Below are 20,746 nucleotides of genomic sequence, written 5' to 3'. Positions count from 1 at the left end.
ACGAAACACACGCGCCCGGTTTCTCACGCTGAACCCCACTGGCGCATTTGCAGCGCTCGGGAAAAGCGCTACCTGTCCCGCGCATGACAGGGACCAAATCACCTTCGAATACCGTCCACGTGATCGGTGCCGGCCTCGCCGGATCCGAAGCCGCCTGGCAGCTGGCCGAGGCCGGCGTCGACGTGGTGCTGCACGAGATGCGGCCGGACCGCATGACCGAGGCGCACCGGACCGCCACGCCTGCCGAGTTGGTCTGCTCGAATTCGTTCCGCTCCGACGATGCCGCCAACAACGCCGTCGGCCTCCTGCATGCCGAGATGCGCCGGCTGGGCTCGCTGATCATGCGGGCCGCTGACGCCAACCAGGTCCCGGCCGGTGGCGCATTGGCCGTCGACCGCGACGGCTTCTCGGCGGCCGTCGCAAGCGCGTTGGAAGGCCATCCACGCATCGCGCTGCGCCGCGGCGAGATCGCGGGCCTGCCGCCCGCGGAGTGGGAGAAGGTGATCATCGCCACCGGTCCCCTCACCTCGCAGCTGCTCGCCGAGGCCATCCGTGATCTGACCGACGAGACGGCGCTCGCGTTCTTCGACGCCATCGCGCCCATCGTGCACAAGGACACGATCGACATGTCGGTCGCTTGGTTCCAGTCGCGTTACGACAAGGTCGGTCCGGGCGGCACCGGTGCCGACTACATCAACTGTCCGATGACGAAAGAGCAGTACGACGCCTTCGTCGCGGCGTTGCTCGCTGGCGAGAAGATCGACTTCAAGGAGTGGGAGACCAACACGCCCTATTTCGATGGCTGCCTGCCGGTCGAAGTGATGGCGGAGCGCGGCCACGAGACGCTGCGTCACGGCCCGATGAAGCCGGTCGGCCTGACCAATCCGCACAATCCGACGGTCAAGCCCTACGCGATCGTGCAACTGCGCCAGGACAACAAGCTCGGCACGCTCTACAACATGGTCGGGTTCCAGACGAAGCTGAAATACGGCCCGCAGCAGCAAATCTTCCGCACGATCCCAGGCCTCGAGAACGCGGAATTCGCGCGGCTCGGCGGCCTGCATCGCAACACCTTCCTCAACTCGCCGAAACTGCTGGATTCGCAGCTCCGCCTGCGCGCCCAGCCGCGGCTGCGCTTTGCCGGCCAGATGACGGGATGCGAGGGCTATGTCGAGTCGGCGAGCATCGGCCTGATCGCCGGGCTCTACGCCGCCGCGGAGACACGTGGCGCAAATCTGCTGCCGCCGCCCCCGACCACCGCGCTCGGTGCCCTGCTCGGCCACATCACTGGCGGCCATATCGAAACGATCGATGGAGCGGCGCGCTCGTTCCAGCCCATGAACATCAATTTCGGCCTGTTCCCGCCGCTGACGACGGCCCCGACCCGCAAGCCCGACGGCACGCGGCTGAAGGGCAATGAGAAGACGGTGGCGAAGAAGCAGGCGATGAGCGCCCGCGCGCTGGCCGATCTCGACCGCTGGATCGCCGAGCACCTGCCCGTCGCGGCCGCTGCGTGAGAGTACGATGAGCCTGCCGAAGACCGATTCTGCCTTGCTGGCGGCCCGCTGGAGCGAAGGTGTGCTGCTCAAGCGCGACGTGTTCTCGACCGTCGAGCGCGGCCGCTTCAAGAGCGAGGCCGGCGATGTCGACGCCGTGCTGCGCCGGCTCGACGAGGTGCCGTGGTGGTCGTTCATGCTGGCGCGGCATTTGTTCGCGCGCGAGCGCAAGGCGCTGATGCGCGCCAAGGGGCTCAACGCCGGCCCTGATCTGCTATGGGCGGGGGATCGCGCGCTGGTCCGCGGCTTCATCAATGGCGTGGCGCTGCATCTGGCCAAGCCGCACGGCAACGTCGCCTATTTCCGCTCGGCCAAACAGATGATGCGCCGGCTGCATCGCGCCGGGATCACGCACAACGATCTCGCCAAGGAGCAGAACTGGCTCGTCGGTCACGACGGCCATTGCTACGTGACCGATTTCCAATTGGCCGCCTGCTTCGAGAGCCGCAGCCGGCTGTTCCGGATCGCGGCCTATGAGGACCTGCGTCATCTGCTCAAGCATAAGCGGAGTTACGCGCCCGAGGCGCTGACGCCGAAGGAGCGCAAGATCCTGGCGCGCAAATCGCTGTTCGCGCGCATCTGGCTGATGACCGGCAAAAAGGTGTATCGCGCCATCACGCGCGGCATCTTCAATTTCACCGACCGCGAGGGTGGCGGACGACGCTTGGTCAACGATGCGCCGGTGCTGATGGACATGATCCGGAAGAACCCGGCCGTGCGCGACGCCGCGATCGTTGCCTTCGCCGATCGCCGGACCGGCGTCGGGCTCTATGCGTTCGTCGAGGGAGAGCAGCCGACGCTTGAAACTCAGCTGCAAAACGAGCTTGCTTCAGCCAAGGGCCCGAAGCCGCCGGAGCATATCCAGGTCGTGCATGCCCTGCCGCGCGACGCCAGCGGCAGGCCACGCACTGAACTTTTGCAGCTGGTCGCGATGAACCAGATCGACCTGATCGAGCCGATGCTGACGAGCGACAGCGATCGCGCTTTCCTCAAGGACATCCTGGACTCGCGCAAGAACCTGCGCGACCGGTTCAATTTCGAGGCGGACCTGAAACTGCCTTCGGCCTGAGCGGACGAGACTTCGCGGTCCGACCATTGTATCCTGCGAATGCAATGTCCTTTGGGAGGATCTGGCAATGAACGTCGAGACCCGCGCGGCCACAACGTCTCGGTCGTCGAACATCGAGATCATCCCGACCGGCCGGCAACTGGGTGCCGAGATTCGAAATGTCGATCTCAAGCATCTGGACGACGCGGGCTTCAGCGCCCTGCTCCGTGCCTTTCACACGCACTCCGTTTTGCTGGTGCGCGGCCAGGGTCTGACGGACCAGGATCTGATCGCCTTCAGCCGCCGCTTCGGCGATCTCGACTGGGCGCCGGTGCAGGAGAACGGCCGGCGCTTTGTCGACGGTCTGCCGGAGATCTACATCGTGTCGAACGTGAAGGTGAACGGCGAGGCGATCGGCAGCCTCGGCGCCGGCGAAGCGGTGTGGCACACGGACATGTCATATCTCGACACGCCGCCGATCGCGAGCGCGCTCTACGCGCTGGAAATTCCCCCCGTCGGCGGCAACACGTCGTTCTGCAGCATGTATGCCGTGTACGACGCGCTTCCTCCTGAACTGAAGCGCCGCGTCGCGGATCTGAAGATCAAGCATGACGGCACCTACAACAGCGGCGGCTTCGTCCGGCAGGGCGTGACGCCGACCGATGATCCGCGCACGTCGCCGGGCGCGATCCATCCGCTGGTCTGCACGCATCCTGATTCTGGCCGGCAGATGCTCTATCTCGGCCGCCGGCGCAACGCCTATCTGGTCGGCCTCGGGCTCGCCGAGTCGGAAGCATTGCTCGACGAGTTGTGGACCTATGTTGCTCGTCCGGAATTCGCCTGGGAGCACGTCTGGAAGGTCGGCGACCTCGTCATCTGGGACAATCGCTGCACCATGCATCGGCGCGATCCGTTCGATGATCATGCGCGGCGAATCATGCATCGAACCCAGATCAAGGGAACAGATCGCCCGCACTGATTCGCTTGCGCGCGGCATCCGCACGATCAAGCGCCAGAATGCCTGCGAATGAGTTGCAGGTTGCTGGATATTTCCTCGCGCGTCGCCTTGAAGCGTCCAATTTCCGACTCAGAACGGCAGAGTGTGCCGACAATCGCCAGATCGTGCCGCGATCCTTCCGCGAATTGCCTCCGAGCCGAAACACCCCCGACAAATTACGATGGTTGATTTGCAGGCGCTGGTGAAACTTGGGAGATGACGCAAGTGAGTCTCAGAAGCAACGTTGCTCGAAGCGCCGAAAGCAGCCTCATCCAGGTCATCCCGACGGGAAAGACTCTCGGTGCCGAGGTCTGCAATGTCGATCTCAGATCCTTCGACGATTGGGCGTTCGCCTCGTTCATGCGCGCGCTGCTCAAGCACCAGGTCCTGCTCGTGCGCGGCCAGCGTCTTGGTGAGCGTGACATCGCGGCCTTCAGTCGTCGCTTCGGTCACGCGGATCTATTTTACAACTCCCCCGGCAGCTTGCTGGGCGGCAGACTGTCGTTCTGCAGCCTCTACGCCGCTTATGACGCGCTCTCGCCGGCGCTGCGCAGCCGCGTCGCTCATCTGAAGGTCCGTCATGTCGCGAGCGACACCGCCGATGATGGCCGTCGCACCATCGTCGCAGGCCCCGTGCATCCGCTGGTCGGCAATCACTCCGATACGGGCCGAGCGATGCTCGCGCTTGGGCAGCGCCGCCATTCCTGTGTCGTCGGTCTCGAGCAGGACGAATCGGATGCGCTGCTCGACGATCTCTGGCAGCTTGCCGAGCGGCCCGAGCTCAGTTGGGCCCACACCTGCCGGCCCGGCGATCTCGTCGTCTGGGACACCCGCTGCACGATCCACCGGCACGAGCCGCCGGACATGCCGAGACTCCTTCACAGCCCGCCACTCTGGAATACGATGCCCTCGGCTTGAGCCCGCGAGAGCGTCAGCGCGCGCCAAAACTCGCCGTCCTCGCAGCGCGCCACAGCGTCCACAACGTCGCAAGGCGCGAGCGGGGTTGCAGCTGAAACGGATCGTCGGTGCGGCGATCGGCCCGCGCGAGGTCGCGCCGGACTAGCGCCAGCGGCAACAGAACAGGCCGCACCGCCGGCTGCGCCTGACGCGCCAGCTCGAGGGTGTGATCGAGATGCTGCCGGGCCTGCCCGCGCAGGTCCATGATCACATCCTGGATCGCCGATGACGCCTTGCCTGCGAACATCTCCTCCTGGCTGACACCATGGCGCGCGAGGAGATCGAGCGGGACATAGAGCTGCCGGTGGGCGGCATCGCGCGGCAGCGATGCGATCACCTGGAGCAACCCTTGCGCGATGCCGGCATGGTGCGCGAGGTGATCCGCCTCCGCAAACGGCGGCGCAGTGATCTGTGCCGCCAGCGCGAACAGCGCGCCGCGCGTGTCGCCGAGATAGCCGTCCAGCGCCGCCATCGTCGGCATCGGATCGTTGTAGAGATCGAACTGATGCTCATCGATCAGGCGCGTCAGCCGCTCGACCGGAAGCGCGAAGCGCTGCACGGTGAGCAGCAATTCGGCTGCAACGGGATTTCCCTCCGCGCCGCCATGTTCATGACCCGTCAGCGTGTCGTGCCACCACTGCAGGCGGACCTCGCCCGGCAGCGGCTGCGACACGAGATCTCGAATGCGGCTGACCTCGACGTTGAATGCGTATAGCGACAACAGCGCACGCCGGTGCTCGGGCGCCATGAACAGCGTCGAGGCGTAGCGGTCGAAATCATGCTCCCGAACGAGGCTCGCACAGAACGCGGCGTCGCTGTTGGCGCTGGCCTCGCTCATGGGACGGCGATGAGCGCTGCCGCCACCCGCCGCCGCTCGCCGATCATGACGTTGTAGGTGCGAATCGCGGGACCGGTCTGCATCGCATCGAGCACGACGTTCACGCCCCGCAAGGCCGCGCGCAGCGGTGCCGGCGGGATCCAGACATCGTTTCCGGTCCCCACGATCAGTGTGTCGATCTTGTTGGCTGCGTCGAAAACGCGCTGCAACGCGTAGCGGTCGATCTGGCTCGGCTGGGTGACGTCCCAGGCCCAGATCGAATCCGGCAGGCACAGCAGCGAGCCGCGATGCGACATGCCGGCAAAGGCGAAGCCGCCTTTGCCATAACCGTCGATCGGCGCGGACCGCGGGAAATGCGGAGCGTCAGTTGCCATGCGAGACCAACCTCTCAGCCCCGATTCGGGTCCAACGGCTCAAGTCCCGATCAAGGCCTCTTCTTCGGCTCGTCGGCCTGATCACCCCGAACGGCTCCGACGCCGAGATAGATCAGGATCGGCGCGGCGATGAAGATCGAGGTGTAGGTGCCGACCAGCACCACGCCGAACATCATCACCGCGGTGAAGCTGTGGATCGCAGGGCCGCCGAACAAAAGCAGCGCCAGCAGCGCCAGGGTCACCGTGACGTGCGTGATGATCGAGCGCGACAAGGTCGAGTTGATCGATTCGTTGAGCAGCTGCGGCATCGGCATCTTCTTATAGCGCCGCAACATCTCGCGGATACGGTCGTAGATGACGACGGTGTCGTTGAGCGAATAGCCGAGAATGGTCAGCAGCGCCGCAATGCTGGTGAGGTCGAAATCGACCTGGCTGATCGACATGAAGCCGATCGTCAGCACGATGTCGTGGACGTTGGCGATCATGGCACCGAGCGCGAACTGCCACTCGAACCGGAACCAGAGATAGATCAGAATCGAGACGATCGCGAGCATCAGGCCGAGCATGCCGACGGCTAGGAACTCGCCAGAAACGCGCGGACCCACCACCTCGACCCGGCGATACTCGACGGAATCGCCGATCGCCGACTTGACCTTGTTGGCCGCCTCCTGCTGGGCGGCGTCGCCGCCCGGCTGCTCGGCAACACGGATCAGAACCCCCGCCGGCCCGCCGAACTGCTGCAGCTGCACCTCGCCCAGACCGAGGGTCGCCAGCGTCGCGCGCATCGCCGCGATGTCGGCGGTGCCGGACTTGGCGCGCACCTCGAGCAAGGTGCCGCCGCGGAAATCGATGCCAAGGTTCAAGCCATGGGTGAAAAACAGCACGATCGCGAGGATCGACAGCGCCGCCGAGATCGGGAAGCTGATGCGGCGGAACTGCGTGAAATCGAAATGCGTGTCGTCGGGAACGATGCGCAGCGACGGCAGCAGGCCGAGCGCGCTGACCACCGTCAGCACCGCGATCAGGATGCCAAGCCCGATGAGAACCCAGTATGTCACAGTAGCTCCTAGATTGGCACGCTTTGCGGCCGCTTCCACCGCACCCAGGCCGCCACAATCAGGCGGGTGAGCGTGAAGGCGGTGAAGACCGTGGTGAGAATGCCGATGCCCAACGTCACGGCAAAGCCGCGCACCGGGCCGGTGCCGATGTAGAACAGCACGGCTGCGGCGATGAATGTGGTGATATTGGAGTCGAGGATGGTCGCCAATGCGCGCTTGAAGCCGGCGTCGATCGCCGAAATGGCATTGCGGCCGCCGCGCAGCTCCTCGCGGATGCGCTCATAGATCAGCACGTTGGAGTCCACCGCGATGCCGACCGTCAGCACGATGCCGGCGATGCCCGGGAGCGTCAGCGTCGCATTCAACAGCGACAGCACGCCGAAGATCATCGCAACGTTGACCACCACGGCGATGTTGGCGAACACGCCGAACAGCCGGTAGGTCACGAGCATGAACACGATGACGAGGATCGAGCCGACATAGGATGCGAGCTCGCCCTTGGCGATCGAATCGGCGCCGAGGCCCGGACCGACGGTACGCTCCTCGATGACCGTGAGCGGCGCCGGCAGCGCGCCGGCGCGCAGCAGAATCGCGAGCTCGTTGGCGGACTGCACGGTGAAATTGCCGGAGATCTGGCCGGAGCCGCCGGTGATCGGCTCGCGGATGACCGGCGCCGAGATCACCTTGTTGTCGAGGACGATGGCGAACGGCTGTTGGACATTCTCGGTCGTGGCCTGCGCGAACTTGCGCGAGCCGGCCGAGTTGAAGCGGAAGGTGACGATCGGCTCGTTGGTGCGCTGGTCGAAGCCGGTCTGCGCATCGGAGAGATCACCGCCGGAGACAAGCACCTGCTTCTTCACGACATAGGGCTGGTTGGGTGGCGATGCGCTCTGGAGCACCTCGGAATCCGGCGGCACCCTTCCCTGCACCGCCTGATCCGCCGGCACGGACGTATCGACCATCCGGAATTCCATCTTGGCCGTGCGCCCGAGCAGGTTCTTGAGCTGCGTTGGATCCTGCAAGCCCGGCACCTGCACCAGGATGCGGTCGTTGCCCTGGCGCTGGATCACCGGCTCCACGGTGCCGAGCTCGTTGACGCGGCGCTCGACGATCTGCATCGACTGCTCGATGGTCTGGCGGATGCGTTCGGTGATGGCCGCCGGCGGGATCGTCAGCCGGACCAGTCCGCCGCCGGCATCGCTGACTTCGAGGCTGCGCTGGCCGCTGGAGCCGAGTAGCCCGCCGAGCGGCTGTGAGAGATCGCGCAGCTTGGAGATCGCAGTTCCCGTGTCGCTTTCCTTGGTGATCCGGACCTCGACCCCATCACCCCGGCTCACCAATCCGGTATAGCCGATCTTGGCATCGCGCAGCGTGCGGCGAACGTCGTCGCGCACGGCATCGAGCCGCTCCTTCTTGATGTAGTTGGAATCGACCTCGAGCAGCAGATAGGAGCCGCCCTGCAGGTCGAGGCCGAGCACCAGCCGGCGCTGCGCCCAGGCCGGCCAGGTCTTGACCGTCGCTTCGGAGAAGAAGTTAGGCACCGCGCACAGGCACACGACGAGCGCCGTGAGAATGATGCCCAGCGCCTTCCACCGCGTGAAATACAACATGGAGGTTGTCCGTAAGGGCCGCAGCCGGCCCGAAAAATCAGAACATCACAAAGAGCGACGGCCGGCGTTCGACTGGCCAGGCCGGCGATCAGCTCGCGGCCTTCTCGTCCTTCTTGTCGTCCTTTGCATCTGCCTTCGCGGGCTCGCCCTTGGTGCGGACGCCCGTGATCATCTGGCGCATCTGGCGCACGCGAATGCCGTCGGCGATCTCGAACTCGACCTGGTCGTCATCGACGACCTTGGTGACCTTGCCGACCAGACCGCCCTGGGTCACGATCGTGTCGCCGCGGCGGACGTTCTTGACGAGGTCGGCGTGCTCTTTGACCTTCTTCTGCTGCGGCCGCAGGATCAGGAAATACATGATCACGAAGATCAGCGCGAACGGCAGCAGCGACATCAGCATGCTGTTGGTGTCGCCAGCGCCGGCGGCCTGGGCATAGGCAGGGGTGATCAGCATGTGGTCGATCCTCGTGGGCAGCGCCCGGTGAGACGGGAATAGCCGGCGAACCACGCTTGTCTCGGCGCGGGCCGGCCTCTTGCGAATTTCGCGCGGAATATAGCGGCAGCAGTCCCAATAGCAAGGCGCCCCGCCCCTTCATTTCGCCCCGCTTGCGGCGGCGGGCGAGGCCCGATATGGCTGCCCCATCAGGAACTTGCAGCATGTCGAAAAAACCAGCCAAAGCCCCGTCCCGCAGTCCCGCCCAAACCGTCGTCAGACGTCTCCAAAAAAGCTCCAAGCCCGCAGCGCAAAAGCCGGCGAAGGTCGCGGCAAAACGTCCCGCCGGCCCTGCTCCCGACCACATCGCCGAGCGCATCGCCCGTGCGCTGGAAGCCATTGCGACGCATCTGGCAACAACCCATGCGGGTGCCGGGCCGGCATTGGACCTCAACGCGGCCGACGCCTTCGTCTGGCATCCGGACGGCCGGCTCTCGACGGTGCCGCGCGTCAGCCGTGTCGAGATCGACCTGCTCAAGGGCATCGACCGGATGCGCGACATCCTGATCGAGAACACCGAGCGCTTCGCCAACGGCCTGCCGGCCAACAACGCGTTGTTGTGGGGCGCGCGCGGCATGGGCAAGTCATCGCTGGTCAAGGCCGCCCATGCCAGCATCAATGTCGCCCGCAAGCCGGCGGACCGGCTCAAGCTGATCGAGATTCATCGCGAGGACATCGAGAGCCTGCCCGCGCTGATGGACATCCTGCGTGCCGCGCCGTTCCACTTCATCGTGTTCTGCGACGACCTGTCGTTCGACGGCAATGACGCGTCCTACAAGTCGCTGAAGGCCGTGCTCGAAGGCGGCATCGAGGGCCGCCCCGAGAACGTCATTCTCTACGCCACCTCGAACCGGCGCCACCTGCTCGCGCGCGACATGATCGAGAACGAGCGCTCGACCGCGATCAATCCGGGCGAAGCGGTCGAGGAGAAGGTGTCGCTGTCCGACCGCTTCGGACTGTGGCTCGGCTTCCACCGCTGCAGCCAGGACGAGTACCTCGCGATGGTCAAAGGCTATTGCAGCCATTTCGGCATCGCGGTCGCCGAGGATCAGTTGGAGCGCGAGGCGCTGGAATGGGCCACCACGCGCGGCTCGCGCTCGGGCCGCGTCGCGTGGCAGTTCACGCAAGATCTGGCGGGCCGCCTCGGCGTGCGGCTGACAACGCAAAAAGCCGCGCAGTAATCTGCGCGGCCCCGTGTCGTCCACGATTGCGTGAGGTCAAACGACCGGACCTCACGCCCCGTTGAGGAATTGCAGCGGGTCAACCGGAGACGATCCCTTGCGGATCTCGAAGTGGAGCTGCGGCGATCCGACTTCTCCCGATTGACCCGACTTGGCAATGACCTGGCCGCGCTTGATCGGATCACCGCGCTTCACCATCAGCTCACTCGCATGGGCATATGCGGTGACGTAGCCGTTGGAATGCCGCACCAGGACCAGATTGCCATAGCCCTTCAGTTCATTGCCGGCGTAGGCGACGACGCCATCTTCGGCCGCCTTTACCGGGGTGCCCTCGGGCACGGCGATGTTGATGCCATCATTGGACTTGCCGTTGGTCTTGGCGCCATAGCTCGTGATCACCTTGCCGCGCGCCGGCCAGCGGAATGTCGGCAGCGAGCTGGTGGTCTCGGCCGGCCGCGCCGGCTCCTCCTCCTTCTCGGGTGCCGGATTGGCCTGGGCCAGACGGGCGGTCTGGACCGGACCGGCGGCCGTCGCGACCCGCGTTGTGGGCGCTGGCGCCGGCACGGTCGCAACCGCCTGGGGAACGGTTGCGACCGGAGCCACCGGCGCAGCTGCCGCCACGGCCCTGCCAGGGACGGTCAGCCTGGTCCCGAGCTTGAGCGGCGAAGCCTGATCGAGATTGTTGGCGCGGGCGAGCTCAGCCGCCGTCAGATGATTCTGGCGGGCAATGCTGGCGAGTGTCTCGCCACGGTTGACGAAATGGACGGTGGACGGTGCTGCGGCCGCCACCGGCTTCGGCGCAACCATTGGCGCCGCAGCAACGGGCTGGGCCGAGGGCGCAGCCGCGACCGTGCCGGGATGCGGAATGATCAGCTGCTGGCCCGGCGACAACGCGCGCGGGCCCTTGTAGCCGTTCGCAGCCAGGATCTCAGCCGGTGTCACGCGATAGCGCTTGGCGAGGATGTCGAGCGTATCGCTGGTGCCGACGATGATCTTGGTGCCGCTGGCGGGACGCGCGGCGGCGACCGAGCGCGGCGGCACGGTGCCGGTGGTCTCGAGGCGCGGCTGGGTCGGCGGAGCATAGGAATGCGCCGGCTGTGCATAGGATTGGGGTGCAGCGACCGGGGGCGCAGCCACGGGGACCGCAGCAGGTGGCGCATAGGATGCGACGCCGCGCCCGCCCGAGGATACGCCTCCCGCACCGCCGCCGGCCGGATAGGATTGCGGAGCCCCGACCGCCGGGGGCGGCAGCGCCGAGGACGAGTAGGCCGGCGCCGGCGCCGGAGCGGGCGTGTAGGGCTGGTGCTGCCGGGGCGGCTGCGCCTGCACCGACCCCGTGGAATCGGATGCAAAGGGGTTTGAAAACGGGTTTTGCGTCTGCGACAGCCGCGTCGACATGTCGGCGCTGCAGCCGGCGACGCCGAACGACATCAGCGCCAATGCCGCAACCTGCGGCAGGCGGCGCGAGCGAAGCAACTCGACGGTAGTGGGCATGGTTACTCACTCGTACGCAACAAACAACGAATTCGAGTAAACACAGCCGCGGTAAATAAGCGCTTAAGCCGCGAATAAAGCGTTGCGCGGCCTGCTGATCCGCACGTTTAAAGTTCGCGCGCAATCCCCGGAATTGCCGGCACAAATCGTACGTCGACGAGCTCTTTTCGGTCGAAACGATCGCCCGTTCGCGTGATCCTGACGAGCGTCTGCACCCCGTGTTGCGGCCCGACCGGGGCGATCAGGATACCGTCCGGCTCCAGCCGGTCGAGCAGGCTCTGGGGAATCTCGTCCATCGCCGCCGTCACGATGATGCGACCGAATTGGCCGCCCCCCGGCGGCAGCGCGTAGCCATCGCCGAGCAGGACCTCGACATTGAAGCAGGCGAGCTTCTCCAGCCGCTCCCTGGCCTTGTCGGCCAATGTCCGGAAGCGCTCCACCGTCAGGACATGAGCCGCAAGCCGGGACAGGATCGCGGCCTGATATCCGGACCCGGTGCCGATTTCGAGCACGCGGTGGGTCTTTTGCAGCTTGAGCTGTTCGGTCATGTAGGCCACGACGAACGGCTGGCTGATGGTCTGCCCGCAAGCGATCGCCATCGCGCTGTCGCGATAGGCGTCCGGGCGGTCGGCCGGCAGAACGAACTCCTCCCGCGGCACCTCCTCCATCGCACGCAACACCGCCTGATCGCTGATCCCCCGCCGACGCAGGGTCAGCTGAAACATCATTTTCTCGGGAGGAGCGGCTGGGGGCATCGGGATGTCGGTTGGTGGGCTCGTGGGCAATTTACCTGCCGGGCGAGGGTTGCGCACCGAATTTCCGCGCACACGTCGCAACTACGCACCGACATGGTCCCAACGACGACCGCGTTCCGCACGAGGAACCAAGTCGGGTCCGGTTCGTTCACCTTATGGGCGAGCCTGCCCACGCCGCACGGCGGTGAAAGATGACATTGTTGACGTTGCGCCATAAGCCGTTATTTGCGAGCGTCAAATCGGGTATGGGCAAGGACTGACATCATGACTGCACCGCGGCCGCCGCGCGGCTCTGTGTTTCTGGTTGAAGACGAAGTCATGATCCGGATGATGGTGGCCGACATGCTCGAGGAGCTCGGCTATACCGTCGCGGCCGAGGCCGGCGAAATCGGCGAAGCGATGCGGCTGGCCGAGAGCACCTTTTTCGACGTCGCCATTCTCGACGTCAACGTCAACGGCAAGGTCATCTCGCCGGTGGCCGATCTCATCAAGGCGCGCAACCGGCCCTTCATCTTCGCAACCGGCTACGGCTCGTCGGGATTGCCGGAGGAATATCGCGACCGGCCGGCCCTGCAGAAGCCGTTCCAGCTCGAGACGCTCGGAAAGGCGATCGACCATGCGCTGCGTGGCGCTGCGCCACAGGGGTAGACGGCGCTTCAGCTCAGAATGTCGCTGAGCTTGCCGGAGAACGCCTCGTCCGTGCGATCCAGGCGAAGCGGAGTCACTGACACGTAGTGCGCCGCGAGGGCCGCGAGGTCCGTCCCCTCGTCGGGCACGTCGAGCGAGGCAGCGCGGTCGAAGCCGATCCAGAAATAGGGATTGCCGCGGCCGTCGCGACGCTCGTCGACCTTCAAGAAGCCGAGATTGCGCTTGCCCTGGCGGGTGACCACGACGCCCCTGACCTCTTCCGGCGCACAGGCTGGGAAGTTGACGTTGATCACCGTGTTCCTCGGTACGCCGGCTTCGAGCACCTTGCGCACGATCTGCGGGCCGAATTTGAGCGCGGTGTCCCAGGACGGCTTGTCACGCGTTGCGACGCTGAATTCCTGCGACAGGGCGAACGACGGCAAGCCGAGAATGGTGCCTTCGAGCGCGCCGGCGATGGTGCCCGAATAGACGACGTCCTCGGCAACGTTACGGCCCTTGTTGACGCCCGACAGCACCACGTCGGGCAGCTTCGCCCCCAGGATATGACGGGCCCCCATGATGATACAGTCGGTCGGCGTGCCGCGCACCGCGAAATGCCGCGGACCGACCTCGCGCAGCCGCAAGGGGTCATTGAGCGAGAGCGAATGGGACACGCCGCTCTGGTCCAGTTCGGGAGCCACGATCCAGACGTCGTCGGACAGGGCGCGCGCGACCTCCTCGATCACCTTCAGACCCGGCGCATGGATTCCGTCGTCATTGGTGCAGAGAATCCGCATGGCCACCTTTCCATCCCGTTCAAGACGATTGCCGCGGTGTCTTATCTGCTGCACGACATCGAGGCAAACCCGCCGCCTCGAGCCGGGTTCGGCAGTGGTTCAGGGCCGAATCCGCCACTGCGGCAGGAACCTGGCGAGCTTCCCTCGCGTACCCAGCCGGAGCGACGCGGCGGGGGTGACGGACACATGGGACGCTGGCGGAGGGACCGGCGCCGGCACAGCGGACTCGGCCAGCGGCGGCGCCGAAAACCGGGCTCGCGCAACACCCAGCGCCTTGTCGAAATCAGCAGCGTTGAACCAGGCCTGATGGCGCAGGGCCTCCGGCGGGCCATCATTCCACACCGCTGCACGATCGATGTCGAATGCTCCCTTCAGGCGCTGGTCGACCGCCTGGATGCCGGAGCCGGTGACGGCCCATTGCCGTCCGATCCAGAAAATATCCCGATGCAGAGCCATGATGCCGGTATCTGAAAAGCAATTGCTGAACAGAACCGAGGATACGACCCGTCGGCGCCCACGCAATGGCGGCGACCTGGGCGGATGCAATTTGCCGCGGCGCTATGGCTCCGCGGCCACCACCTTGAGGCCGCCCATATAGGGCTGCAGCACATCGGGGACGGCGATCGAGCCGTCGGCCTGCTGATAGGTCTCCATCACTGCGATCAGCGCGCGGCCGACTGCCGTGCCCGAGCCGTTCAATGTGTGCACGAAGCGCGGCTTGCCGTCGCTTCCGCGATAGCGTGCATCCATGCGGCGTGCCTGGAAGTCGCCGCACACCGAACAGCTGGAGATCTCGCGGAAGGCGCCGCCATCGCCCTGCCCGGGCATCCATACCTCGATGTCGTAGGTCTTCTGCGAGGAGAAGCCCATGTCGCCGGTGCACAGCGTGATGACGCGATAGTGCAGATCGAGCCGGCGCAGCACTTCCTCGGCGCAGGCCAGCATGCGCTCATGCTCGTCCTTGCTGGTCTCCGGCGTCGTGATCGACACCAGCTCGACCTTGGTGAACTGATGCTGACGGATCATGCCGCGGGTGTCGCGACCGGCCGCGCCCGCCTCGGCGCGAAAGCATGGCGTCAGCGCCGTGAGCCGCATCGGCAACTCCTTCTCGTCGACGATGGACTCGCGCACCAGGTTGGTCAGGGCCACCTCGGCAGTTGGAATGAGACCGAGCCGCTCGGTCTTGAGGCGCTCATCCGGCTCTGCAATCAGCTCGCCCTTCACGGCCCAGAACTGGTCGTCCTCGAATTTCGGCAATTGGCCCGTACCGAACATGACGTCGTTGCGTACCAGCAGCGGCGGATTGATCTCGGTGTAGCCGTGCTCATTGGTATGAAGATCGAGCATGAACTGCCCGAGCGCGCGCTCGAGCCGCGCCAGGCCCCTCTTCAGCACGACGAAGCGCGCGCCCGACAGCTTCGCAGCCGACTCGAAGTCCATGGTGCCAAGAGCCGCACCGAGATCATCATGCGGCTTCGGCGCGAAGGCGTAGTTGCGCCGGGCGCCGAACATGTGGCGCTCGACATTGTCGTGCTCGTCCTTGCCGTCCGGCACCTCGTCGAGCGGCAAATTGGGAATCGCCGAGAGCTCGCGCGCCAGCTCCTCATCCGCCTGCTTCGCGGCCGCCTCGAGCTCTGGCATGGTGGTCTTGAGCTTGGCGACCTCCTCCATCAGCGCCGATGCGCGCGCGTCGTCCTTGGCCTTCTTGGCCTCGCCGATTTCCTTGGAGGCGGCGTTGCGCCGCGCCTGCGCCTGCTCGGACGCCAGGATCGCAGCGCGACGCCGCTCGTCGATGGCGAGCAGCTGCGACGACTGGGGCGACAGACCCCGGCGCGTCAGCGCCGCATCGAAACCTTGCGGATTGTCGCGGATCGATTTGATGTCGTGCATGGTCGTTCGGTCCTGGAGACGAAAAGATCTCGGCGAGTCGCCCGGGGTCACGGGCCGGCTTGCACTACCGCGAATGGCAGCGGATGGGAACAGGCCAGGCCGGGCGGGAAGCCCGGCCCTACTCGGCCGGATTGCTGGGCAGATTGCCGGAGCCGGACGACGTGCCGGAGCCCGACTTCGCAGCCGCTTGCTTCTCGACGATCCCCACCGCGATGATGGCGCCTTCGTAGAGGGCCAGCAGCGGGATCGCCAAGGACGCTTGGCTCAGCACGTCCGGCGGCGTCAGCACGGCGGCGATGATGAAGGCGATGACGATGAAATAGCGCCGCTTCTCTTTCAGCATCTGCGAGGTCACGATGCCGATGCGACCAAGCAGGGTCAGGATCACCGGCAGCTGGAACGCGATGCCGAAGGCGAAGATCAGCGACATCATCAGCGACAGATATTCGCCGACCTTGGGCATCAGCGCGATTTGCGCCGTCTCGGGGCCGCCGAGCTGCTGCATGCCCAGTGAGAAGCGCACGATCATCGGCCACACCGCAAAATAGACCAGCATGGCGCCGAGGACGAAGAAGACGGGGGTCGCTATCAAGTAGGGTAGGAAAGCATTGCGTTCGTGGCGATACAGCCCCGGCGCCACGAACTTGTAGATCTGCGTCGCGATGATCGGGAACGAGATGAAACCGGCGCCGAACATCGCGAGCTTGAGCTGCGTGATGAAATATTCGAGCAGCTGGGTGTAGATGAACTTGCTGTTCTCGGCCCCTGCCACCCAGACGAACGGCAGCACCAGGATGTTGTAGATCTGCTTGGCGAAAAAGAAGCAGAAGATGAAGGCCACGCCGAAGCCGAGCAGTGCCTTGATCAGCCGCGACCGCAGCTCGATCAGGTGATCCATCAACGGGGCCTTGCTGGCCTCGATATCTTCGACGGTCATGACGCTTTGGCGTCCTTCAGACGTTCAGCTTCTGCTGACGCAGACATTTCTGGCTGCGGCTCGGGCTTGATTTCACGCACGATCGCCAGCGGCTCGCCCACGGATTGATGGACTTCAGCCTCCACGAAGGTCTCGGCCACTGGAGGTTCGGGGGTGGTCGGGGTCATCATAGCAGGCTCGGGCGAAGCAGCAGCGACATCCGATGCGGGTGCCGGCTCGGCGGACTTGTCGATCCCCTCGATATCGAGAGCCTTGTCGACGTCGCGCTGCAACGAGGAAATCACGCCGGTCGGGGTGAAACCGCTGGCCGCCTCGCGGACCTCATCGAAACTCTTCTTGAGGTCGGCCATCTCCGCTTCGCGCATCGCCTCCTGGAACTGGCCCTGGAACTCCGAGGCCATCCGGCGCGCCTTGCCGATCCATTGCCCGACCATGCGCAGGACGCCCGGAAGCTCCTTGGGACCGATCGCGATCAACGCGACGACCCCAATGACGAGCAGCTCACTCCAGCCGATATCGAACATGAAACAATCCGCCTACGCGACGACGCCTCTGATCCCGCCTGCCCGGACCTGTCCGAACAGGTCCCGGTGCCGTCCCTGCGGGAGCGCGCCGCCCGCGCCTTTCACGCGCAGATCAAACGGCTTTGCTGCCGACATCCGTGCGGGTGGCCGAAGGCGTGGCGCCGTGATCGATCGACTTGACGGGCTCGGTCTTCTCCGGCGCCTTGTCGTCGTCCTGCATGCCCTTCTTGAACGCCTTGATGCCCTGCGCGACGTCGCCCATCAGATCGGAAATCTTGCCGCGCCCGAACAACAGCAGGACGACCGCGATCACGACGATCCAGTGCCAAATGCTAAGCGAACCCATCCTGCAACCCTCCAAACACCGGCGCAGCCTTCACCCGACTGCCCGTCGACGCTACCGCCGAAACCGCGCCATATCCATGGACTTGACCGCGACACTTCGCTTCTAGCATTCGATTGCGAAACAGCAACACGAACGCGGCCTGTCACTGGCCGAAAATAGCGCGCGGACAGCCCGATCTGGGCGGAAGGTAGGCGCCAACGCCTCCAAAAACAAGCACTTAAGGTCCGACAAATCGAGGCCGGACCTACGCAATAACGCGAGTGTTAACAGCCCCGGCCGCTAGTTTTAATGCGGCGAGCCGTCGTCGTCGGTATCGCGGTCGTGCGCGTCATCGGCCGCGTCGATCTCCTCATCCGCCGCGTCGACCTCGGCCTCGGCCTCGTCGTCTAACTGAGCGTCAGCGTCGGCAGACAGCTCGACGAGTTCGATAACGGCCCCGTCGTCCGGCCCGACCTCGATCTCCTCGACGGCCAAGTCCACCTCGGTGATCTCGGTTTCCGCATCGGCGCCCGGCAGTTCCAGATCGCCAATGGCGACCTGCGACGAGGTGTCGTCCCGAACAGCGGCCTCGGCGGTCGCCATCTGGCCTTCGGCGACCTCGGCCGCAGCCGTGTCGGCTGCGACCGTTTCCATCTCGGCCGTTTCGTCTTCCGCGGCTTCGGCCTCGCCAGATTCGGCCTCGACCGCCGGCGCAAGCGCCAGATCGAGATCGCCCGGATCCAGCGGCTCCTCGTCCTCCCGGAGCGTCGGATCGTCCGATGGCGTCGGGACGGTGAAGCCGGTCGGCAGGCGAGAATCCAGCAGGCCCGTGCCCTTCAGCTCTTCCAGGCCAGGCAGATCGCCCAGGGTCTCCAGGCTGAACTGGGCCAGGAACGCATCGGTGGTGCCGAAGGTCAGCGGACGGCCCGGGGTCTTGCGGCGCCCGCGTGGCTTGATCCAGCCGGTCTCCAACAGAACGTCCAACGTTCCCTTGGAGGTGACGACGCCGCGGATCTCTTCGATCTCGGCACGCGTCACCGGCTGGTGATAGGCAACGATGGCCAGAACTTCGATCGCCGCGCGTGACAGCTTGCGCGTTTCGGTGCTCTCGCGCGTCATCAGCCAGGCGAGATCACCGGCGGTACGGAAGGTCCACTTGTTGGCGACGCGCACGAGGTTGACGCCGCGATTGGCGTATTCCGCCTGCAGTTGCGCCAACGCGGCCTTGATATCGACACCTTCAGGCATTCGCTTGGCAAGCGTGGCCTGCTCGAGCGGCTCGGCCGAGGCAAACAAGAGTGCCTCGAGGATGCGCAACTCTTCGGGGCGCACCTCGGGCTCGCTCGTCGCGATCTCGTCGGGCTCTTCCATGCGCAGTTCCGCCAAGCTTGCCATGGCAGGGTCTCCTTCTTCGTTACTCAACCGTCAAGTCCGGCGCAGCCATGGCGCCGGGCTGGATCGGTGGACGCTTACGAAAATACAGCGGCGCGAACGCCTGCTTCTGGTTCAGCTCGAGCTGCCCTTCGCGGACCAGCTCCAGCACGGCCGCAAAGCTCGATGCGAAGACGGTAGCCTTTTGGGCCGGCTCGGCGACGTAGCTCAGCAGATAGTCGTCGAGACATCCCCAGTCGTCCGACACCTCGGTCATGCCGACGAGCCGTTCGAGCGACGCGCGCGCCTCGGCGAGCGACCAGACGGTGCGCTTGGCCATATGAACGGATGTCACGACACGTGCCTGCCGCTGAATGGCGTAGGCCGACAGCAGGTCGAACAGGGTGGCTGTGAACTTGGGGCGGCGGACTTCCGCGATTTCTTCCGGATTGCCGCGGGGAAACACGTCGCGCTGGAACTGCGGACGATTCATCAGACGATTGGCGGCCTCGCGGATCGCCTCCAGGCGGCGCAGCCGGTTGGCGAGCGCGGTCGCCATCTCCTCGGCGCTCGGCCCTTCCTGCGCTGGCGGCTCGGGCAACAGGAGGCGCGACTTCAGGAAGGCGAGCCAAGCCGCCATCACGAGGTAGTCGGCTGCAAGCTCGAGCCGGATCTTGCGCGCGGCCTCGATGAACTGGAGATACTGGTCGGCCAACGCCAGGATCGAGATCTTGGCGAGGTCGACCTTCTGCTGCCGCGCCAGCGCGAGCAGCAGGTCGAGCGGGCCCTCGTAGCCCTCGACGTCGACGACCAACGCCGGTTCGGCCTCGGCCAGCTCCGTGGTGGGCCGGCCGGTTTCAAACGACAGAATTTCAGCGGTCATGCGCTAGCGGGTCCCAGCCGGTTGATCAAGGCGTCGAGCTCGCCGCGCGCGGCGTCACGATCGAAGCCTGTGGGTGCCTTGCGCGCCGCAAGCGCACGATCGGCGCGAACCAGAGCCTGGCCGGCCAGCTCCGGCGTCTCGGCCGCGACCGCCTGCATCTCGTCCAGTCTGCCGTTGCAGTGAAGAACCATGTCGCAGCCGGCCGCCACGATCGCACGCGTGCGCTCGGCGATCGATCCGGCCAATGCGTTCATGGAAACGTCATCACTCATCAACAAACCCTGGAACCCGATCCGTTTGCGAATCACCCGTTCGATCATTGTCGCAGAAGTCGTGGCCGGATGGGCGGCGTCGATCGCGCTAAACACAACATGTGCAGTCATCGCCATCGGGAGGTCGGCCAGCGGCCTGAAGGCGGCGAAATCGGTTGCGTCGAGTTCGGCTTCCGGCGTGTCCACGGTCGGCAGCCGGAAATGGGTGTCGGCGGTGGCACGGCCATGCCCCGGAATGTGCTTCAGCACCGGCAGCACGCCGCCCTGCTCCAGCCCCTCCGTCACCGCCCGGGCGATCGCCGCCACCTTTTCTGGCGTCGTGCCATAGGCCCGATCCCCGATCACGGCATCGGCGCCGGCAACAGGGACGTCTGCGAGCGGCAGGCAATCCACGGTGATGCCGAGCTTGAGCAGGTCGTCGGCGATCAGGCGGGCGCTGAGCCAAGCGGCACGGAGGCCCGCGGCCGAATCAAGGTCGTAGAGACGGTCGAACACCACGCCGGCGGGATAGGCCGGCCAATGCGGCGGCCCCAGCCGCTGCACCCGGCCACCCTCTTGGTCGATCAGCACTGGAGCGTCGGCGCGGCCGACGCAGGTCCTTAATTCCTCAACCAGTGCAGTCACTTGGGCGGGTGACTGGACGTTGCGTTTGAACAGGATGAAGCCCCAGGGCCTGAACTCGCGGATGAACGCGCGCTCGGCGTCGGTAAGATCAGGCCCGGAGATGCCGGTAATGAAAGCCCGCATGGTCATGCG

At 65.4% G+C, this 20,746-nt stretch carries 22 protein-coding genes; 6 read left to right on the top strand and 16 right to left on the bottom strand.

Annotated elements, in window-relative coordinates; translation table 11 throughout:
- Positions 1-83 precede the first annotated feature (83 nt).
- From trmFO to QW881_RS15940, 4 genes are all read left to right on the top strand, one after another.
- Positions 84-1,517, top strand: coding sequence for a methylenetetrahydrofolate--tRNA-(uracil(54)-C(5))-methyltransferase (FADH(2)-oxidizing) TrmFO (gene trmFO / locus QW881_RS15955; RefSeq protein ID WP_315756644.1), 1,434 nt, complete (start codon positions 84-86; stop codon positions 1,515-1,517).
- Positions 1,518-1,524: 7 nt separating this feature from the next.
- Complete coding sequence (locus tag QW881_RS15950) at positions 1,525-2,625, top strand: serine/threonine protein kinase (protein WP_315756645.1); 1,101 nt, start codon at positions 1,525-1,527, stop codon at positions 2,623-2,625.
- Positions 2,626-2,692: 67 nt separating this feature from the next.
- On the top strand, positions 2,693-3,583 hold the full coding sequence (locus QW881_RS15945) for a TauD/TfdA family dioxygenase (protein ID WP_315756646.1): 891 nt from the start codon (positions 2,693-2,695) through the stop codon (positions 3,581-3,583).
- Positions 3,584-3,826: 243 nt separating this feature from the next.
- A complete protein-coding gene (locus QW881_RS15940; protein ID WP_315756647.1) occupies positions 3,827-4,519 on the top strand; it encodes a TauD/TfdA family dioxygenase in 693 nt (230 codons plus the stop codon).
- Between the two features lie 13 nt (positions 4,520-4,532).
- Here QW881_RS15940 and QW881_RS15935 read toward each other — a convergent pair whose 3' ends face one another.
- The 5 genes from QW881_RS15935 to yajC form a co-directional block, all read right to left on the bottom strand.
- A complete protein-coding gene (locus QW881_RS15935; protein ID WP_315756648.1) occupies positions 4,533-5,396 on the bottom strand; it encodes a phytoene/squalene synthase family protein in 864 nt (287 codons plus the stop codon).
- The gene (locus tag QW881_RS15930) at positions 5,393-5,770 is read right to left on the bottom strand and encodes an Mth938-like domain-containing protein (protein WP_315738136.1); all 378 of its coding nucleotides are present in this window, start codon (positions 5,768-5,770) and stop codon (positions 5,393-5,395) included. The genes QW881_RS15935 and QW881_RS15930 overlap by 4 nt, the downstream gene beginning before the upstream one ends.
- A 50-nt stretch (positions 5,771-5,820) precedes the next feature.
- Positions 5,821-6,828 (bottom strand): protein translocase subunit SecF, encoded by a 1,008-nt coding sequence (secF, locus tag QW881_RS15925; RefSeq protein WP_315756649.1) that lies wholly within the window; start codon positions 6,826-6,828, stop codon positions 5,821-5,823.
- Positions 6,829-6,836: 8 nt separating this feature from the next.
- A complete protein-coding gene (gene secD, locus QW881_RS15920) occupies positions 6,837-8,438 on the bottom strand; it encodes a protein translocase subunit SecD (RefSeq protein ID WP_315756650.1) in 1,602 nt (533 codons plus the stop codon).
- An 88-nt stretch (positions 8,439-8,526) separates the two neighbouring features.
- Entirely contained in the window at positions 8,527-8,895 is a 369-nt protein-coding gene (gene yajC, locus QW881_RS15915) for a preprotein translocase subunit YajC (RefSeq protein ID WP_172108587.1), read from the bottom strand.
- Positions 8,896-9,098: 203 nt separating this feature from the next.
- Between yajC and QW881_RS15910 the strand changes: the two genes are divergently transcribed.
- Positions 9,099-10,115, top strand: coding sequence for an ATP-binding protein (locus QW881_RS15910; protein ID WP_315756651.1), 1,017 nt, complete (start codon positions 9,099-9,101; stop codon positions 10,113-10,115).
- Between the two features lie 51 nt (positions 10,116-10,166).
- Here QW881_RS15910 and QW881_RS15905 read toward each other — a convergent pair whose 3' ends face one another.
- Complete coding sequence (locus QW881_RS15905; RefSeq protein WP_315756652.1) at positions 10,167-11,609, bottom strand: LysM peptidoglycan-binding domain-containing M23 family metallopeptidase; 1,443 nt, start codon at positions 11,607-11,609, stop codon at positions 10,167-10,169.
- 107 nt (positions 11,610-11,716) lie between these two features.
- Positions 11,717-12,364, bottom strand: a complete 648-nt coding sequence (locus tag QW881_RS15900; RefSeq protein WP_315756765.1) for a protein-L-isoaspartate(D-aspartate) O-methyltransferase — start codon at positions 12,362-12,364, stop codon at positions 11,717-11,719.
- 264 nt (positions 12,365-12,628) lie between these two features.
- On the opposite strand from QW881_RS15900, the gene QW881_RS15895 reads away from it, so the two are divergent.
- The gene (locus QW881_RS15895) at positions 12,629-13,012 is read left to right on the top strand and encodes a response regulator (protein WP_315756653.1); all 384 of its coding nucleotides are present in this window, start codon (positions 12,629-12,631) and stop codon (positions 13,010-13,012) included.
- 8 nt (positions 13,013-13,020) lie between these two features.
- Here the strand turns inward: QW881_RS15895 and surE are convergent, their stop codons facing one another.
- The 9 genes from surE to nagZ form a co-directional block, all read right to left on the bottom strand.
- Positions 13,021-13,788 (bottom strand): 5'/3'-nucleotidase SurE, encoded by a 768-nt coding sequence (gene surE, locus QW881_RS15890; protein ID WP_315756654.1) that lies wholly within the window; start codon positions 13,786-13,788, stop codon positions 13,021-13,023.
- A gap of 99 nt (positions 13,789-13,887) precedes the next feature.
- Positions 13,888-14,244, bottom strand: coding sequence for a hypothetical protein (locus QW881_RS15885; protein ID WP_315756655.1), 357 nt, complete (start codon positions 14,242-14,244; stop codon positions 13,888-13,890).
- A gap of 102 nt (positions 14,245-14,346) precedes the next feature.
- Positions 14,347-15,678, bottom strand: coding sequence for a serine--tRNA ligase (gene serS, locus QW881_RS15880; protein WP_315756656.1), 1,332 nt, complete (start codon positions 15,676-15,678; stop codon positions 14,347-14,349).
- A gap of 118 nt (positions 15,679-15,796) precedes the next feature.
- Positions 15,797-16,615, bottom strand: a complete 819-nt coding sequence (gene tatC, locus QW881_RS15875; RefSeq protein ID WP_315738146.1) for a twin-arginine translocase subunit TatC — start codon at positions 16,613-16,615, stop codon at positions 15,797-15,799.
- Positions 16,612-17,139 carry a Sec-independent protein translocase protein TatB gene (tatB, locus tag QW881_RS15870; protein WP_315756657.1) on the bottom strand — a complete coding sequence of 176 codons (528 nt, stop codon included), beginning with the start codon at positions 17,137-17,139 and terminating at the stop codon, positions 16,612-16,614. Before tatB ends, tatC begins: the two co-directional genes overlap by 4 nt.
- Before the next feature lie 112 nt (positions 17,140-17,251).
- On the bottom strand, positions 17,252-17,485 hold the full coding sequence (locus QW881_RS15865; RefSeq protein WP_006614346.1) for a twin-arginine translocase TatA/TatE family subunit: 234 nt from the start codon (positions 17,483-17,485) through the stop codon (positions 17,252-17,254).
- Positions 17,486-17,770: 285 nt separating this feature from the next.
- Positions 17,771-18,859: an SMC-Scp complex subunit ScpB gene (gene scpB / locus QW881_RS15860; RefSeq protein WP_315756658.1), complete on the bottom strand. Its 1,089-nt coding sequence runs from the start codon at positions 18,857-18,859 to the stop codon at positions 17,771-17,773.
- Positions 18,860-18,878: 19 nt separating this feature from the next.
- Positions 18,879-19,718 (bottom strand): ScpA family protein, encoded by an 840-nt coding sequence (locus tag QW881_RS15855; protein WP_315738149.1) that lies wholly within the window; start codon positions 19,716-19,718, stop codon positions 18,879-18,881.
- Positions 19,715-20,743 (bottom strand): beta-N-acetylhexosaminidase, encoded by a 1,029-nt coding sequence (gene nagZ, locus QW881_RS15850; RefSeq protein WP_315756659.1) that lies wholly within the window; start codon positions 20,741-20,743, stop codon positions 19,715-19,717. The genes QW881_RS15855 and nagZ overlap by 4 nt, the downstream gene beginning before the upstream one ends.
- Positions 20,744-20,746: the final 3 nt, after the last annotated feature.

The sequence above is a fragment of the Bradyrhizobium sp. SZCCHNS3016 genome, assembly GCF_032484535.1.
GTDB lineage: Bacteria > Pseudomonadota > Alphaproteobacteria > Rhizobiales > Xanthobacteraceae > Bradyrhizobium.
This window is presented reverse-complemented; position numbering and strand designations above follow the sequence as displayed.